Here is a 17,659-nt window from a genome sequence, read left to right as displayed (position 1 = left end):
CACTCGGGGTGGCGGCGCTGGTGCCGGCGGCCTGGTTGATCAGCCGTCAGTTGCCCATCGAGGCTTGGCGCGCCGACGTGCACACCGCCACTGGCGAACGCAGACGCATGCCGCTGGCTGACGGCGCCAGCCTGCAACTCAACACGGCCACGGCGGTGGACGTCGATCCGGCGCAAAGGCGCATCCGTTTGGTGGACGGCGAGCTGGCGCTGAACGTACCAGGCACGGCAGCCATGACCGTGCACACGCGTTACGGTGAATTGCGGGTCAGCCAGGCCGAGCTGTGCGTGCGTCAACTGGGCGCCGGTTGCCTGGTCTCGGTGCTGAAAGGCACGGTGCAGGTGCGCGATTTGAAGGGGCAATCGGCGACGTTGCAGGGCGGCCAGCAAGCCCCGCTGAAAACCGCCGGGCTCGGTGCCTGGGTGCCGTTTGATGCGTTGCAACTGGGCTGGCGCGACGGCGTGCTGACCGCCCAGAATCAACGGCTCGGGGATTTCCTGCGGGAACTGGAGCGCTATCGCCCCGGCGTGCTGCGCTGGGATCCAAGCCTGGAAACCTTGCGCGTAACCGGCAGTTTCCGCCTGGACGACACCGACCGCATCCTCAACCTGCTGGCCTCGACCCTGGGGTTCGAGGTGCAGGCGCGGACGCGGTATTGGGTGACACTGACACCACGCGTCAGCGCGGCATAACCGTGGTTCCCGCAAGTCCGCTCGCCACGGTGTTCAGATCACATGCGCCCGCTGCAACTCCGTCAAGGACAGCGCCTTGAGCTGTGCCAGCAGCGGGTCTCGCCGGTCCCTGGGGTGCGGCAAGTCCACCGCCAATTCCTCGCGGATGCTGCTCGGTCGGTTGTCCATCACCAGCACCCGATCGCTCAGGTACAACGCCTCGTCCACGTCGTGGGTCACCAGCAACAGGGCGATGGCATGGTGCGCGGCCAGTTGCAGCAGCAGGTCTTGCAGCTTCATGCGAGTAAAGGCATCCACCGCGCTGAACGGCTCATCCAGCAGCAATACCTGCGGGCGTGAATACAGGCCACGCGCGATGGCCACCCGTTGCGCCATGCCGCCGGACAATGCCTTGGGCAAGGCCTGGGCGAAGCCCGTGAGGCCGACTTCCTCGATCAATTGCGCGACCCAGGCCTTGTCGTAGCGGTGGTCATCGCTGAAACCGATGTTCTGTTCCACCGTAAGCCAGGGCATCAGCCGCGGTTCCTGAAACACAAAGGCGACTTCGCCGTCGGGGCTGTGCAGCTCGCCCTGGAAGTCCTTCTCCAGCCCGGCGACGATGCGCAGCAAGGTGCTTTTGCCGCAACCGCTGGGGCCAAGCAGGCTGACGGCCTCGCGTGGCTGCAAGGCCAGGTGCACGTTTTTCAACACCGTGGTGCTGGCGAAGCTTTTACGCTCGACGCGAATCTCCAATAACGCCTGCATGCTCATTGCTCCGCACCTTGGCCATTGAACGTGTCGCGCCATGCCAGGCAGCGTTTTTCCAGCGCCGCCAGCAGGCCGTCGCTGACCTTGCCCAGCAACGCCAACACAATGATTGCCGCCAGCACGATGTCCGGGCGTGAGGTCTCGCGCCCGTCGCTGAGCAGGTAACCCAAGCCCTTGGTGGCTGCGATCAACTCGGCCGCCACCAGGAACATCCACGCCAGGCTCAAGCCGCTGCGCAACCCGGTGAACAGGCCGGGCAGGGCAGCGGGCAACAGGATCCGTCGCACCAGGCGGCGCCGGCTGAAGCCGTACATTTGGCCGACCTCCACCAGTTTGCGATCGATGTCGCGGATCGCCGCGACGCCATTGAGGTAGACCGGGAAGAACGCGCCAATCGCGATCAGCACGATCTTTGAGGTTTCATCGATACCCAGCCACAACAGCAACAGCGGCACCCAGGCCAGGCTCGGAATCGAGCGCAGCCCGGCGAAAGTCGGTTCCAGGTAGGCCTCGGCTTCACGGCTCAAGCCGACCCAGGCGGCGAACACCAGCGCCAGGCTGGCGCCGATGGCAAAGCCCAGCAGCACCCGGCCGAGGCTGGCGCTGATGTGTTTCCACAAGGCACCTTCGGCCAGGTCGGTGAGGGTCACGGCAATCTCGCTGGGCGCGGGCATCTGGTACGACGGCAGCCAACCGACCCGCACCACCACCTCGAGGATCAGCAGGATCAGCACCGGCAACACCAGGCCCTTGAGCCGCCGTGGCCAGGCGCTGCGCGGGCTGACCGGGGGCGCCGCAAGGGGCAGTGCTTGGGTTTTGCTGGTCATCACGCGCCCCTTATTGCTTGGACAGGGTTTGGCCGAAAGACGGGTCGATCAGTTGGTCAATCACCTGATCCACATTCACGCCTTTGCGCACCAACGCTTCAGACACCAGGATCGGCGCCGCCGCCTTGGAGGACGCCACGTCCTTGCTGTTGAGCAGCGGCGTGCTCAGGTCGGTGCGCGACAATTGCAGCTTGGCCACTTCCAGCGGCAGGCCGGACTCATCGGCAAGCAGCTTGGCGAAATCATCCGGGTGTTTCACCGCCCAGTCGCGGGCCTTTTCATAGGCACCGAGCACTTTGGTGATGGTCTGCGGATGCTCCTTGGCGAACTTCTCGGTGACGCTGACCACGCCATAGCTGTTGAAGTCTTTGTTGCGGTACAGCAGGCGCGAACCGGCCTGGATTTCACTGGCGGCCATGTGCGGGTCGAGACCGGCCCAGGCGTCCACATCACCTTTTTCCAGGGCGGTACGGCCGTCCGGGTGTTGCAGGTGCACCAGTTCTACATCGTCTTTTTTCAACCCGGCCTGTTGCAGGCTGCGCAGGGTGAACAGGTACGGGTCGGTGCCTTTGGTGGCGGCGATTTTCTTGCCTTTCAGGTCGGTGACGCTCTTGAAGGGCGAGTCCTTGCGCACCACCAGGGCGGTCCATTCGGCGCGGCTGTAAACGTACACCGATTTGATCGGGCTGCCGTTGGCGCGGCTGAGCACGGCGGACAAACTGGCCGACGAGGCGAAATCCACGCCGCCGCTGTTGAGGTATTCCAGCGAGCGGTTGCTGCCCTGGCTCAACACCCAGCCGACCTTGCTGTTTGGCAGGGCCTGTTCCAGCCAGCCGAAGTGCTTGAGCACCAGGCTGACGGGCGAGTAATAGGCGTAGTCCAGATTGACTTCGGCGGGATCGGTTTCAGCCGCCTGGGCCAGTGGTTGCAGGCACAGGGCGAGGGCGCAGGCGCTCAATAGGCGCTGGGTGGACAGTTTCATGGAACAGCTCCGGCAAGACGTTGAGAGAAGGCGTTTTCTTATATTCAGAAAATTGAGTTGGCATGTTTAATCATGCTTTCCAGGAATATGCAGTCTCTGTGCCATCTGCTCTGCCCAAGCCCATAGCAGCCTTGCTGGGCCTCGACAGCTGTTATGGGGGTAGCAGTTTGTTGAACCGCTGTTTGCAGGGCAACACCTTCGAAGGATGTCGGAAAGGTCCGATAGATACCCTTCGCGCTTGATTGGGGGGCAGGGCTTGTGAAGTGCTTGAGCGCCAGGCTGACGGGCGAGTAGTAGGCGTAGTCCAGATTGACTTCGGCGTCAGCTGCTTCGGCCAGTGGCTACAGGCACAGGGCGAGTGCGCAGGCGCCGAGTCAGCGTCGGGTGAAGGGCAACACTTGCAATGGGGTTGGGAAACATCCGACAGATTCCCTTGGCGCTTGATTGATAGGTTCGCCGCATACGGGCCCTTAGTTGATAGGGAGGTTAAGTCGATCCAATTCGCGGAGCGTTTCATGCATTTTTCTAGTTCGAGATTGGGCATGCACCTTGCCACCGCTGATGCAGAAGCGAGCATTGCCCCAGGCTTGCCCGCCAAGCAGCCAACTGCATCAGGGCATCAACTTGGGAGCAAGGACCGCGCGCATGAAGCACCGCGATTTAACCCGCTCGTCGATGAAGTGCTGGATGAACAAGAGTCGGGTAAACACGCTCCAGAAAAAGACTTACCGATTTACTTTCACGCGAAGGTGTTCTACGCCAAGCAGGTTGACCCTCAGGGTTATATGAAAGGCTATGAGACACCCTCCTCGGTGAAGTTGCCTGGCTATTCTGCATCGATGAGTCACGCGGCGCTCATGCGGCTGGCGAAAGGTTCCGACTTTGATTCGGAACAAATGGGCGCATTGCGACGCCTGAGCGAGCAGCGATTCAGGGTTCCGTCTTATCAGACTCGCGTGAGTGTATTTACCGCGCTATTGAGTGATCAGGACTCTCGGGTGACACCGATGCCTCAAAATTACTATCTTTCCTTAACAAACCAGCAATCCCTCGGTGAATGCGCAGGGATCTCTTATCTTTTGTCGCTGGCAGTGGCTGAGGGTAAACACCATATTTTCCTGGGCAATATCTATCAGGCGCTGGCAGCCCCCGACTCGACGGAGTCCCAGGCGTTTTTCCAAAAGCTCGCAGAGGTCCAAGCACACACCGAATCAGGCGATGCGTATGATCGCGCAACCCTGAAGTTCGCCCCCTATACCGAGATAGCCCCGCAACTTATTGCATCAGCAACGAGTAAAACACTGTTGCTCGGCGCTGATGGCCATAGCATGACGGCGGGGGTAATCGTGGGGCCGCAAGGCAACAAAACTTACTACTACAACGATCCAAACTACGGCCATGTCGAATTTCGAACCGCTAAAGCGTTCAAGAAAGGGTTGGATAAGGTATTTACCAACCCCCAAGTGAATGCCAGTGTGCGTCCCTTTTCCGGAACGCCGAATAATCCTTTATACGCAATCAGCGTGTTTAATCCGGATCGCATCCCTGAGATGTCCAGCGCCCGCACCGGTATCAGGTTCATGTACGACGCTCCCTTGAGCGGGCTCGACAAGCTCAAGTTAATCGATCCTTACGACCTGCCGACAGGGCGGGAATTCAGACTCCAGCTGCCTGCGCCAGCGACGGCGCAATTCAATGACTACATGCCGGTGTCAGAGGGGTTGGACAAACTGCATGCGCTTAAAGGCTTTCCCCAGTTCCATCAGGCGGTCGAGTTATTGGGCGAGGTAAAAGCCTTCATCGAGACTCATCCAGACAGCGCTCTGGGTTCGTCTATGAGCGCGCTTGAACGCAAACTGCACAACGCAATCAATCAGGCCTCTGCGCCAACGGATTACCCTTATGTCTTTGAAATCATGGAACAGAAGCGAGCAAAGTTGGATGCAGACAAAATAGGACGTCCGAGAAGAATCCAGGAGAAGGTTTTGCAAGGCGTGAGCGTCCAAATCGGCGGTGCCCGTTACGTTGGCCCTGACAAGCTCAAAGAGATAGCCACTGCGGTCGACGCGGCGCTGCTCAAGCTCCGGCAACGTGCACCGGAATCGGCAAAGTCGATGGGTTACAAGCTCACTGTGGTCATGGCCAATCCTGGTAGTCAGCCGGAAACACAGTTGCGTTTGGGTAAGTCTCCTACCCTGATTATCGGTGACGATTTTTTCGCCCCGCCTGCGTCTGGCGACAAAAGCGTTGCCGATAGCATCGCCCGTGAACCTTCTATCCGTAATGTCGAGCCGATTGTGCGTAAACAAGCCGCGCTACTTGCCGGCAAGCTTGGGCTATATAGCTACTTCAAATCAGAGCCAAAGGCATTTCTCACCGCCATCGAAAACCGCAATGCGTATACCGGCAACGGTCATCAGTTGAGCCAGCGCGCGTCCCGAAGTGCGCTTGATTTCATGTCGGAAGCCTTCACCGCGCGTCTTTATGACGGAGCGCTCGACAGCCGGGTCGACACTGGGCTCAAGTCGTTGCTGCACCCTGCAGCAGATAAGGTGCCCGACACCAGGCCGATTGATCCGGCACACGTACAGCGCCTGCAAAAACTCGATGAAACCCGGCCACCGATCCAAGTCGGTGAGGTGCAAGCCAGTCGTGTCGAGCTTTATAAACTGGGCGCCAGCATCGACGGCAAACCGATTGAGGATGCGTCGGCGAACGATTGGGATGGTCGCAAGCTGGCAAACAGCGTGCTTATCGATTACAGCCGTTTAAGAGAAAACTTGCGGTCGGCACCGAAAGGCGCCGCTGAGCGCGTCAGCCATGTGCTGGGTGAAATCGCGACGAATCGTAGTCCCGCCAGTGCGCCTTTGATCGGCCCATCCGATGGCGGGCTGGAGTCTGACGCGCTGCGAGCGGCGGTAGGCCAAATGTCGCAGCAGGCTGCCGAGATGCGCGCCTTGCAACGCAGCAATAAACCGCTGCCTGTAGACTTCTTCACTTCTGGGGCGGATACGTCCGCCGCTAAGAGTGCTGCGGGGCTGGGGTTCAGCGCTTACAGCACGTTCCATGCGCTGCGCAGCGCCGTCGAAAACCTGCAACAGGGCAATACGCCTGAAGCGGCGGTTGGCCTGGGTGCCGTGGCGGCCGATTACGTAGGCATGGGTGCTGAAGTTGGCTTGAGCAAGGTGGCACAAAAACTAATCAGTAATCAGGCGACGTCCATCCTGAGCTTCAAGGTCAGCAGCCTTGGCAAGATGATCGAGAAGGCCGCAGGTCGCGCCGGACTGGTGTTCAGTGTGCCGTTTGATACCTACAACGCTGTCGATTCATTCAATAAAGCCGGTCGCAGCACCGGTAAAGAGGCCCAGGACCACTACGTCAACGGGGCTTTTGCCGTCACTAATGCAGTCACTTCCATAGCCCTGGGCACTGCATTCATGGCCGGTGCCGCTACCGGCCCCGCGGGCCTTATCGTGGCGGGAACGCTGATGGCGGCGCAGGCCATTTATTCCGCCGTTCGTTCGGTGGAAGATATCGATCAATACACACCGCTATCAGGCCTGCAAAAGTTCAGTGTCGGCGTGAAGTCGTTCCTGGGGTTCGAGCCGGGCTTTGGTGTTATGAAGCCCTATCTGGAAGCCAAATACGCGAAGGATTATGTGAAGCAAAACCAAGCCCGCCACCAAGCTTTTTTGCAAGGTAAGGGCAAAGAATATTTTGAGCGCGTTGTATTCGGCTCAGCCGACGTAGAGGCCAAACAGGTACCAGGCAAAGTCGGGCTCACGCCCGCACTGTGGTATTCACCGGCCACATGGCTGCTGAGCTTGATCAAGGTGCCGGGCTATGTTCCTGAGGTCGCTATAAAAGGTGGTGACGAAAGCCTGATGGGGCCTTCCAAGTCATTGAACGGCAAGCCGGTTCACGCAGTGGAAGGCGAGCAGGGCGAAAACAAGGCCACCCTCTGGGATTTGGGGGACGGTGATGACTGGGCGTCGGGTGTGGAGAAAAAGCCTAATTATTTCTTACTGGGGGGCGGTAAAAAAGGCATCAGAGGGGGGGATGCGGACGATACCGTTGTGTTCAATGCCGATGCACGCCAGACCCTGGAACAGGCCCGGCAAGTCTCGGCAACCGAAAAGGGTGGCTTCAGTCCGCGGCAAACTTCGCTCAATGGCGGGGGCGGGCGCAATACCCTGACTTTTTCGGGGCCGCTCAATACCGCCTACCAGCAGGGCGGGAAAGACATAACAGCGCATTACTTCGGGCATGTTATCAATTTCAAAACCAATACCCTCTCAATAAAAACCGCAGAGTCGAATAGCGACGGCTTGAAAAAAATCGCACATTTCCAATCATTCTCTAATGCGACGACGACTCCAAAGGGGGAAAGCTTCGTCCAGGGCAATGACGAAAACAATCTGATCACCCTCAATGGCGATAACGATGTGGCTTACACCGGCAAGGGCGCGAACATTGTCGTGGTCAATGGCGGCGCTGATATCTATGGCGAAGGCGGCTTCAATACCTACGTGATCCACAAGGGCGACCTGGGCGTGACCATCACTGACGCCGCCGAGAGTGTCGTCAGGCTGGACTACAGCACGGCACAGATCTCAGGTTGGAGCGTTTCGCCATCAGGGGATCTGTCGGTGAACCTGATCGGTGAAACTAACCGGCAACTGCAAAAAATCGTGCTTAAAAATGCCTTCCCCGAAGAGGGGAAGGGCGACCAGGCACGCGCGACCTTCATCGCCAATGACGGCACGTTGATGAGCATAAACGCCGCGCGCCAGGGAGGGGTATTCAACCGGTTCCCGCAGGTCAGCCGCATCCAGGTTGATCTGAAACCGCTGTCGCGTGGATGAGGCGCACAGATTGGCATGTTGAGAGAGATATACTAATAAGGAATAAATAAAGAGTTATATATTCCTTTTAATGTTCTGATCAATAGCGCATTTTGAGGGCCTGCGCATTCGTGCGGATTGACCCAACAGCCAAAAGGAAACCCGACATGACCATTAAAGCGATCAACGTGCGCAACCAGTTCAAAGGCGTGATCAAGGAAATCCTGCTGGGCGAAGTGGTGTCCGAAATCGACGTGCAAACCGCGTCGGGTATCGTCACCTCGGTGATCACCACCCGCTCGGTGCGTGACTTGGAATTGAAGGTCGGCAGCGAAGTGATTGCCTTTGTGAAATCCACCGAAGTGTCCATTGCCAAGCTGTAAACCTGGCCCACTGTGGGAGCGTGGCTCCCACAGTTTTTCTGCGTGCAACAGTGCTCTAGCGCTGACGCAACGCGCCTTCCATACGTTTCAAACCTTCCTCCAGCATCGCCCGTGGGCAGCCGAAGTTCAGCCGTACGAACTGTTGGCTGTCATCGCCGAACTCGATCCCCGCGCTTAACCCAACCTTGGCCTGCTCCAGGAAAAATTGCTGTGGGTCCTCCAGGCCCAGGGCGCTGCAGTCCAGCCACGCGAGGAAGGTGCCCTGGGGCGCGTGCATGACCACGCCAGGCAAGCGGGTTTGCACGGCGTCGAGCAAATAGTCGCGGTTGGCTTGCAGGTACTGAAGCAGCGCCTCCAGCCATTCGCCGCACTGGCTGTAAGCGGCGCGCGTCGCTTCCAGGCCCAGGGGGCTGACGCTGTCGACCATGCCGCAGCGGGCCTGGTTGAAGCGCTCGCGGATCTCGGCGTTCTGTACCACGGCAAAGCAGGTTTTCAGGCCGGCCACGTTGTAGGCCTTGCTGGCCGACATCAGCGTGATGGTGCGCTGGGCGATCTCGGGGCTGAGGCTGGCGGTCGGGATGTGGCGGCGGCCGTCGAAGCACAGTTCGGCGTGGATCTCGTCGCTGATGATCAGCGCGCCGTTGTCCAGGCAGGCGCTCGCCACGGCCAGCAACTCTTCACGCGGGAAGACCTTGCCCACGGGGTTGTGCGGGTTACTCAACAGCAGTGCGCCGGCGCCGGTCAGTGCCTGGCGCAAGGCGGGCAGTGGGGTCAGGTATTCGCCATTGACGAGCTCGAACGGGACCTCGATACGCGGCAGGTTCCAGTGGCCGGGGGCCAGGCGGATCGGGCGATAGTTGGGGGTTTGCAGAACCACCGGTTGGCCGGGGTGGACGAAGGCGTGCAGGGCCATGTTGAAGCCGGGTTCGACGCCGGGCAGGAACAGCAGGTCTTCGGGCTGAACACGCCAGGCGTACTTGGCCCAGAGGTCGGCGATGATCGCTTCGCGTACATCCGCGCCGGCCACGCTGTAGCCGAGGATCTGCTGGTCGAGGCGCTGGTGCAGGGCCTTGAGCACCGCGGGTGGGGCGGCGATGTCCATGTCGGCGATCCACATCGGCAAAACGTCTTGCGGGTAGCGGTTCCACTTGGTACTGCCGGTGCCGAAGCGTGGGTGGATCGTGTCGAAATCGAAGCTCATGGGGGGCTCGTGTCAAGGATGCAGGCAGGAAATGCCGCTGATTCTAACGAGTTAAAATCCAGATACCAGCCCCGTATTCACAGCGCTCCTTTCAGTCAGTCGGCCCAGGCCCCGGCAAGGTTTGGCAGAAAGGTCCGCCTGGCGCGGGAGGTAGCGGCGGGTAGGTGTCTGGCATTATCTGCACCTGAGTTGTCGCGACCATGCCGTCCTCAAAGGTCGCTTCGATGAACGCTGCGTGCCAGCCGGCCTTGGGGGCGGCGTCCAATGGCCCGACCGTTTGCGAAACAGGCAATGGGGTTGGCATGTAACGGATGTTGCAGTTGAAGCGAAAGTCCCTGGCTTGCGGATTATTGGCGTTCCAGCGCACCACCTTGATGGGCAGTTCTGAAAAGCGGAAGGCGCCGCCTGCCACTGGCACCACCGTGGGCAACAGCCGACCTGCGCGAATCCGCTTGAAGAACGGGATCAACGCATCGGGTATAAAGGCCCGGATATCATGGGCGCTATTGGGTATGGACCTGAGGGATTTGGCGCCCGGTAAGCTGGGGTAATAATTACGGCTGCTGTCGGGCACGAAAAAGTCGTCGCCGCTGGCATTGATGATGTATTTGGGCGTGCTCAGCCGCGGCGCGTACGCGGTGCCCAGATAGTGCAGGGGATCGATGACGCGCATCAGCTTGTCGAACGCCTCGCTGTCGCGCTGTGCGGTGACACCCTCGCGGTAGTAGTCGATAAATGCCAGTGGCCAGCTTTGCCCATACACCTGGTAGGCGTGGTCAAAGGCCAGTTTGCCGTTGAGCGTCTCGATGACGATCGGGGCGATTGCGCTGACGCGTTTGTCTAGCAACATGGCCAGCCACACGGCCCAGGCGCGTTTTGAAGCGCCGGTCAGGATGTAGCCGGAAGCCTTGACCGGCAGTTCCCGGTCCGCCAGGTCCATGGTTTTGATGACGGCTTCCATCGCCGGCACATTCACGGCCATGAAAGGATCAGCGGCGGGCGCCTGCATGAACAGCTTCCAGCTGTGGGCAACGCTGTCGTCTTCGGTGCGCAGCTTGCCATCGTTGTTGTAGGTCAGGTACTGGTTGGGAACATCATCGACCACCACCACGCTGGACCCGGTTTCGCGGGCGATGCGCAGCAGGCTGTCGCGGGTGAAATTGTTCGGTGCGCCTGGAGGCGAGCCTGGCAAGGGATTATTGACGCCGTCGTTGACCACCAGGATGGCGGGTTTGTCCGGCAGCACCGTGCGCGGGGTATAGATCTCGACCCGATGCTTCCAGAGGGCGGGGGCGACAGTGCCGTTGCTTCCCCACGCCTGGGACAGGAGCCGGTAGCGCGTTATTTGCACGTCGCCCACCTGTTCGACGCCTTCGGCCTTGTAATCGGGAGCGACCAGCGCATTGGCTTTTTTATAGCAGCCAAGGACCTCGCTGTAGTTTCGCCCGCTGTGTTCAAAACAGGCCATTGCGTCAGACGTGACATCGCCAGGAGCCTTGCACGCATTGATCAGCACAAGCATGCCCAGGGCGGGGGCCAGCTTGAGAAGACGATACAGGGAGGATGACATGGTCGCACTTCCTTGCGGTTAACCAGGGGAGTGACCATTTAATGACGGGAAAACCGCGCCTGCTACTGTGAACTCTGACAGGTACAGACGACAGGGCAGGTTAACCCCAGCGTCTGTTCTGTTTGGGTATCAGTGGGTGTCAACGGTTCACCAGTTTCGCTGGCAGGGCGATGACCAGGAAGCTGCTGAGGATCAGGCAGCCGGCGAAAAACCAGAGGGCGCCCGCGCTGCTGCCGGTGACGTCGATTGCAACGCCCATCAACGAGTTACTCACCAGGCCCGCGATGTTCGCCACCGAACACGCAAGGGCAAAGCCAGTGGCGGCTGCGGTGCCTTTGAGAAAGGTCGCCGGCAGGCTGAAAAACACCGGTACGGCGCCGATGATCGCCGCCGAGGCAATCGCGAACAGCGCCACGGTGGCCGCGACGTTATGGGTGAAAAAGGTGCTGGTGGCCATCGCCGCGGCGCCGATGAAAAACGGCACGATGATGTGCCAGCGGCGTTCGCGGTGTTTGTCCGAGCTGGCGCCGATCAGCAGCATGCCCAGCAGGGCGGCGACGCTTGGCAGTGCGGTGAGCACGCCGATATGGAAGGTGTCGGTGACCCCGGCGTTGCGGATGAAGGTCGGCATCCAGAACCCCATGGCGTAGGCGCTGAGCAGGATCGAGAAGTCGATACCGCCGAGCATCCACACCTTGAGGTTGAAAAAACCCTCACGAAAGCTGTGTTTGCTGGCGGTGGCGCCGGCGTCGTCCTTGCGCAGCTCGCTTTCGAGCAGGGCTTTTTCCTCGTCCGACAGCCATTTGGCATGCTGGAAGGTATTGGGCAACGCCCAGAAGGTCAGCACGCCGAGCAACACGCTGGGCACCGCTTCGATCAGGAACAGCCACTGCCAGCCGCGCAGGCCGCCGAGGTTGTCGAAGTGGCCCATGATCCAGCCAGACAGCGGGCCGCCGATCACGCTGGACAGCGGCAGGCCGATCATGAACAGCGCGATGATGCGCCCGCGCCGGTGGGTCGGAAACCACGTGGTCAGGTAATACAGCACGCCCGGCAAAAAGCCGGCTTCGGCGGCGCCGAGCAGGAAGCGCAGGATGTAGAACTGGGTGGTGGAGGTGACCAGCATGGTGCAGGCCGATAGCAGGCCCCAGGTGATCATGATGCGCGCGATCCAGATCTTCGCGCCCACCCGCTCGAGCACCAGGTTGCTCGGCACTTCAAAAATGATGTAGCCGACGAAAAACAGCCCGGCGCCAAGGCCGAACGCGGTTTCGCTGAAGTGCAGCTGGTCGAGCATCTGCAGTTTGGCGAAGCCGATATTGATGCGGTCGAGGTAGGCGGCCAGGTAGCAGAAACACAGGAACGGAATCAGCTTCCAGGTGATCTTGTGGTAGAGCGTGTTGACGGGGTCGGCGAGCGTGGTCGCGGGCGCTGCATTCGCAATGGGCATTGGGTGTCTCCTGGCGGTGACTTATGGTTTTTATACAGCCGCTTTTTGGGGGCCAGCACTTCGGAGTGCTGTAGAAAGCGACTTCCAAAGGCAGTGTCAGAAGACTGAGGTTTCCCTGCTGAAGGTGATCAAGTGTGGGAGCGGGCTTGCTCCCCCATCCGATTGCATTCCAGCGGGTCACTCAGTTTTTTTTCCGGACCACGCTCTTTGTCGTGGTTCCGGGTGAATCCTTATGGTTCCCTGAACTTGCTCAGCGCCTCCTGCTTGCTCACCACGTCGCCGTACTTGCTGTCGATGTCGAACAGGTTGGCCTCGTGGGGCGCGGCGTGGCGATCACCGACGCATTCACGCACGACGATGGTGCGAAACCCGTGTTGCACGGCATCCACCGCCGTCGCCCGAATGCAGCCACTGGTGGAGCAGCCGGCGAGCACCACGGTGTCGATACCTTGAGCGTGCAGCATCGGGGCCAGGCTGCTGCCAAAAAATGCACTGGCGTATTGTTTGGTGATCACCACTTCAGCGGCCTGGGGCAGCACCTCGGTGCAAAACGCGGCGAGCGGATTGCCCTCGACCATGTCCTTCATCACCGGGGCCTTTTTCACCCAGATACCGCCGTCGGCGAAATGGCCGGGATGGTAGCGGATATTGGTGTGCACCACCGCAATCCCGTGTTGGCGTGCGGCGGCCAGCAGCTCGACGCTTTGCGCCACGGCGCTGACCACGCCGGGCGCAAACAACGGCGCGCCTGGCGTGGTGTAGGCCTGCATGAAGTCGATCATCAGCAGCGCGGCCTTTTTGCCGAAGCCGATTCGGTTGCCCCACACCCCCTGGTAGTTGGCGTCGGCGGATTGTTCGGTCATTGCACACACTCCTCAGTAAGCGCCGGACAGCAGGGCGCCGGCGCCGGGAACGATGGGTTCCAGGTCCAGGGCCTTGAGCATGGCGTAGGTGGTGGCGATGGCGGCGGTGAGCACCGGTTTGCCGGTTTGTGCCTCGACCTTGGCCACCACCGGCAGCGACTGCATCTGTACGCAAGCCGACAGGACGATCACGTCGACGCCTTCCAGGTTCATCCCGGCAACGATGGCCGGCAGGTTGGCCGGGTCGTGGCGGGCCACTTCAAGGTTGTCGGGGATCTCCAGCGCACGCCAGTCCACCACTTCAAAACCTTCTTCGCGGATGTAGTTCACCACCAGCTCGGTCAACGGTTTCATGTACGGCGCGACGATGGCGATACGCTTGGCGCCCATCACTTTCAGGCCTTCGATCAAGGCGCCGGCGCTGGTGATCACCGGGGCATTCGCATCGTTGTCGGCAGTCGCCTTGCGCAGGCGCTGTTCGGAATTGCGGTGATAACCCAGCCCCATGGCCATGATCGCCACCAGGCACGCATACCCCAGCACATCGACCTTGGCGTCGGACAGCTCGACGGCGCAGCGGTCGGACTCGCCGTCCATGGCCGCGAGTTCTTCCTTGCGCACCTGCTTCATGCGCATGCGGCTGGAGTGAAAGGTAAACCGCTCGGGGCGGATCGCCTGGCGCGCGGTGAGCATCGCCGGGATCTCGGTTTCCATGGTGGTGTTGGAGCTCGGCACGATCTGGCCGATGCGGTAGGGCTTCTGCATGGGGATCTCCATTATTGTTGTGTGAGGAAGTCGCCGAGCGCAGCGAAGAAGCCTTCGAGGTCGTCCCACGGGATCATGTGCCCCGCATTCGGTACGTGAACGACCTGGATGCCGGGTTGCAGGTCCTGGATTTCGGCGATATCTGCGTCGAGGATCACGCCGCCACGCCCGGCCACCATCAACAGGGCAGGGGCCTTGAGGCGGGGCAGGTCCTGGTGGAAGTCGACGTCGTGGAAGTCATTGAACGCGCGCACGATGGCCGGCTCGTAGCAGGTGTGCAGCCATTCAGCGCGCAGCTGCAGTTGTTCATCGGTCCAGGTGGCGCAGAAGACGCGCATCGCCTGCGCATCCATGCCGACCAGGGATTGGCGGATCGAATCGACGTACCACGGCAGTTTGCTCGGGTACTCGCGGCGGCCGGGACCGGACACCGGCGGGTCGATCAGCACCACGCGGTTCACGCCCTGCGGATGCTTGACCGCGCTGCGCACGGCGAAACGCGCGCCCATGGAGTGGCCCATCAGGTGGTAGCTGCCGAGGTTGAGCGCATCGGCAAAGGCGCCGATGTCGTCGGCGCAAATATCCGCGCTGTAGTCCAGTTCGGGGCCAGTCGACGACAGCCCGCGACCGCGCACGTCCAGCACGTAAGTGTCGAACTGTGCGCCAAGGCGCTCGGCCACGAACCCCCAGGTGATCGCCGGGCTGGTGATGCCCGGGATCAGGATCAGCGCCGGGCCCTTGCCGCCGTAGCGCAGGTAATGTTGGCGAATGCCGTTGGCCTGGACGTTGCCGCCGTAGAGGAAGGAACTCACGCGGCCACCCCCGATTTCAGGGGCTGGGCGTACAAGTCATAGCCGTAGACCCAGTCCGGGTCTTCCTGGGCGCGCAGCCAGGTGTTGGCATTGGACACCGCTTGCACGCGGGAGGCGCGCTCCTTTCGGTTGGCTTCGTAGAGCTGGAAGGCGGTGCGGTAGTCGCTGATGCCGGTTTCCTGCAGGCAACGGGTGAGCATCGCCGCGTCTTCGATGGCCATGCCGGCGCCCTGGGCCATGTGCGGTTTCATCGGGTGGCAGGCGTCGCCCAGCAGCACCAGGCGACCACGGCTCCACAGCGGTAGCGGGTTGCGGTTGCGCAGCGGCCATTTGGTCACGCTTTCGGTGGACTCGATCAGCGCCTGCACGGTGGGGTGGTAGCCCTTGAACGCGTCAAACATCTCTTCACGGCTGCTGTCGACAAAGGCGCCCTGAAAGTCCCATTCGGCGTGGGGTACGCCGGTCACGTAGTAGTACTCGTCACGTTTGCCGGTGGTGTAGTACACCATCATGTGGCGGTCTTCGGTCCACCACTTGATGCAGTCTTCGAACTTCAGGTCGTACTTGGCCAACTGGTCGCCACGGATCAGCGCGCGGTGCGCGACCCAGCCGCTGTACAGCGGTTTTTCCACGCCGAGCAGTTCTTCGCGAATCTTCGAATTGATGCCGTCGGCGCCGATCACGATGTCGGCGTAAGTCACTTCGCCGTCGGCAAAGGTCAGGCGCACCTGGGTGTCGTTTTCTTCGAGGGTTTCCAGGCGCTTGTTGAAGTGCAGCGTGCCGGGCTTGAGGGTGGACATCTGCAAGGCGTGCAGGTCGCCGCGGTGCACGGTGATGTAGGACGCGCCGTAGCCGGTGAGCGGGATGCGCGAGAGGTAGTCGCCGGTTTCGCCGCAACGGCTGAACCAGTGCTCGGGGTGCGAACCCATCAGGTCGAGCTGCTTTTCGATGCCCATGCGGCGGAAGATTTTCATGATGTTGGGGCCCATGTGGATCCCTGCGCCCAGCCGCGAAAACTCCGGCGCCTGCTCGTAGATATCCACGTCAAAACCGGCTTGCTGCAACAGGGTCGCGGCGGCGGCACCGCCCAGGCCGGCACCGACGATGGCGATTTTTTGTGTGTTTCCCATGGGGCGTGATCCTCGGTCTTTTGATTTTTCGGCGGCGTCTGTCCGCAAGGTTTTTAAAGTGTATACGCTCATATTTTGAAATAGGAAGCCTACTTTTGAAAATTTATTTTTTGGCCGTAATTATCCTGTGTAACGATTAAATCCCTTTAAAATCTGGATATGTGTCGATAGGTAACGTTTTGGTTCGACGCTTGCAGTCCGCTTGGAATTCAGGTCTTATCGTCAGTAATTGGCGTATACGCTATAAAAGCGCACTAGAGTGAAGCGCAGTGCTTGAACTTGGTGCAGCCACAGGAGACAGGAAGATGCCGGTAAGCGATTGCGAACTGACCCAGATGTTTGAACACGTGCTGAAGCTGTCCAGGGTCGACCCGACCCAGAGCGTCGCCGTGCTCAAGAGCCATTATTCCGACCCGCGTACCGTGCGCGCGGCGATGGATGCGGCGCAGCGGCTGGGGGCGAAGGTGTATGCGGTGGAATTGCCGTCGTTCAACCATCCGCGCGCGATGGGCAATGACATGACCGCCTACTGCGGCGACACTGCGCTGACCGGCAATATCGCCGCGCAACGTGCGCTGGAAGCGGCCGACCTGATCGTCGACACCATGATGCTGCTGCACTCGCCGGAGCAGGAGCAGATCCTCAAGACCGGCACGCGCATCCTGCTGGCCGTGGAGCCGCCGGAAGTGCTGGCGCGCATGCTGCCGACCGAAGAGGACAAGGTGCGTGTGCTGGCTGCCGAACAATTGCTGAAAAAGGCGCGCTCGATCCACGTCGAGTCCCGCGCCGGCAGTGATTTTCGCGCGGCCTTGGGGCAGTACCCGTCAGTCACCGAATACGGTTTTGCCGATGAGCCGGGGCGCTGGGACCATTGGCCGAGCGGCTTCCTGTTTTCCTGGCCGAATGAAGAAACCGCCGAGGGCGTGCTGGTGCTGGATATCGGCGACATCCTGCTGCCGTTCAAGACTTACACCCGCGAGAAGATCACCCTGGAGATCGAGAAGGGCTTTATCACCCGTATCCACGGTGGTTTCGAGGCCGAATACCTGCGCGATTACATGAAGTATTTCAATGACCCGCAGGTGTACGGCATCTCCCATATCGGCTGGGGCCTGCAGCCACGGGCGCAGTGGGCGGCCATGGGTTTGCACGACAAGAACGACGGCATGTGCATGGATGCGCGGGCGTTTTATGGCAATTTCCTGTTCTCCACCGGGCCGAATACCGAGGTCGGCGGGACGCGCAAGACGCCGTGCCATATGGATATTCCGTTGCGCAACTGTGATGTGTATCTGGATGATGAGGCGGTGGTGATCGGCGGCGATGTGGTAGCACCACAAGCCTCCCTGGCACGCTGAAAATCCACTTGTGGGAGCGGGCTTGCTCGCGAATG

At 60.5% G+C, this 17,659-nt stretch carries 14 protein-coding genes; 4 read left to right on the top strand and 10 right to left on the bottom strand.

Annotated features, from left to right (window positions below):
* Window positions 1-692, top strand: a 692-nt coding sequence (locus tag WBR57_RS23260) for a FecR domain-containing protein (protein ID WP_424087027.1), incomplete at its 5' end; no start/stop codon positions are given.
* A gap of 33 nt (window positions 693-725) precedes the next feature.
* Here the strand turns inward: WBR57_RS23260 and WBR57_RS23255 are convergent.
* From WBR57_RS23255 to WBR57_RS23245, 3 genes are read right to left on the bottom strand one after another with little or no spacing between them, the layout of a single operon-like run.
* A complete protein-coding gene (locus tag WBR57_RS23255) occupies window positions 726-1,442 on the bottom strand; it encodes an ABC transporter ATP-binding protein (RefSeq protein WP_424087025.1) in 717 nt (238 codons plus the stop codon).
* Window positions 1,439-2,266, bottom strand: a complete 828-nt coding sequence (locus tag WBR57_RS23250) for an ABC transporter permease (protein ID WP_424087023.1) — start codon at window positions 2,264-2,266, stop codon at window positions 1,439-1,441. The genes WBR57_RS23255 and WBR57_RS23250 overlap by 4 nt, the downstream gene beginning before the upstream one ends.
* Window positions 2,267-2,276: 10 nt before the next feature.
* On the bottom strand, window positions 2,277-3,248 hold the full coding sequence (locus tag WBR57_RS23245; protein WP_424087022.1) for an aliphatic sulfonate ABC transporter substrate-binding protein: 972 nt from the start codon (window positions 3,246-3,248) through the stop codon (window positions 2,277-2,279).
* Between the two features lie 542 nt (window positions 3,249-3,790).
* On the opposite strand from WBR57_RS23245, the gene WBR57_RS23240 reads away from it, so the two are divergent.
* The gene (locus WBR57_RS23240) at window positions 3,791-8,113 is read left to right on the top strand and encodes a hypothetical protein (protein ID WP_424087020.1); all 4,323 of its coding nucleotides are present in this window, start codon (window positions 3,791-3,793) and stop codon (window positions 8,111-8,113) included.
* 146 nt (window positions 8,114-8,259) lie between these two features.
* Window positions 8,260-8,475 carry a TOBE domain-containing protein gene (locus WBR57_RS23235; protein WP_003173733.1) on the top strand — a complete coding sequence of 72 codons (216 nt, stop codon included), beginning with the start codon at window positions 8,260-8,262 and terminating at the stop codon, window positions 8,473-8,475.
* A gap of 55 nt (window positions 8,476-8,530) precedes the next feature.
* Here WBR57_RS23235 and WBR57_RS23230 read toward each other — a convergent pair whose 3' ends face one another.
* From WBR57_RS23230 to WBR57_RS23200, 7 genes are all read right to left on the bottom strand, one after another.
* Window positions 8,531-9,676 (bottom strand): MalY/PatB family protein, encoded by a 1,146-nt coding sequence (locus WBR57_RS23230; RefSeq protein ID WP_424087016.1) that lies wholly within the window; start codon window positions 9,674-9,676, stop codon window positions 8,531-8,533.
* A 91-nt stretch (window positions 9,677-9,767) separates the two neighbouring features.
* Window positions 9,768-11,246, bottom strand: a complete 1,479-nt coding sequence (locus WBR57_RS23225; RefSeq protein ID WP_424087014.1) for a PhoPQ-activated protein PqaA family protein — start codon at window positions 11,244-11,246, stop codon at window positions 9,768-9,770.
* Between the two features lie 139 nt (window positions 11,247-11,385).
* A complete protein-coding gene (locus tag WBR57_RS23220) occupies window positions 11,386-12,696 on the bottom strand; it encodes an MFS transporter (RefSeq protein ID WP_424087012.1) in 1,311 nt (436 codons plus the stop codon).
* Window positions 12,697-12,926: 230 nt separating this feature from the next.
* Window positions 12,927-13,559: an N-carbamoylsarcosine amidohydrolase gene (locus tag WBR57_RS23215; protein ID WP_424087011.1), complete on the bottom strand. Its 633-nt coding sequence runs from the start codon at window positions 13,557-13,559 to the stop codon at window positions 12,927-12,929.
* A 12-nt stretch (window positions 13,560-13,571) separates the two neighbouring features.
* Window positions 13,572-14,324, bottom strand: a complete 753-nt coding sequence (locus WBR57_RS23210) for a maleate cis-trans isomerase family protein (RefSeq protein ID WP_010210656.1) — start codon at window positions 14,322-14,324, stop codon at window positions 13,572-13,574.
* Window positions 14,325-14,335: 11 nt separating this feature from the next.
* Window positions 14,336-15,136, bottom strand: coding sequence for an alpha/beta fold hydrolase (locus tag WBR57_RS23205; protein WP_424087008.1), 801 nt, complete (start codon window positions 15,134-15,136; stop codon window positions 14,336-14,338).
* Window positions 15,133-16,266: an FAD-dependent monooxygenase gene (locus WBR57_RS23200; RefSeq protein WP_424087006.1), complete on the bottom strand. Its 1,134-nt coding sequence runs from the start codon at window positions 16,264-16,266 to the stop codon at window positions 15,133-15,135. The genes WBR57_RS23205 and WBR57_RS23200 overlap by 4 nt, the downstream gene beginning before the upstream one ends.
* Window positions 16,267-16,571: 305 nt before the next feature.
* On the opposite strand from WBR57_RS23200, the gene WBR57_RS23195 reads away from it, so the two are divergent.
* Complete coding sequence (locus WBR57_RS23195) at window positions 16,572-17,624, top strand: 2,5-dihydroxypyridine 5,6-dioxygenase (RefSeq protein WP_424087004.1); 1,053 nt, start codon at window positions 16,572-16,574, stop codon at window positions 17,622-17,624.
* The last annotated feature ends 35 nt before the right edge of the window (window positions 17,625-17,659 follow it).

It is taken from the genome of Pseudomonas sp. (genome assembly GCF_049590575.1).
Taxonomy (GTDB): Bacteria; Pseudomonadota; Gammaproteobacteria; order Pseudomonadales; family Pseudomonadaceae; genus Aquipseudomonas.
The sequence above is the reverse complement of the archived record's forward strand: the minus strand, read 5'-3'. Positions and strand labels throughout refer to the sequence as shown.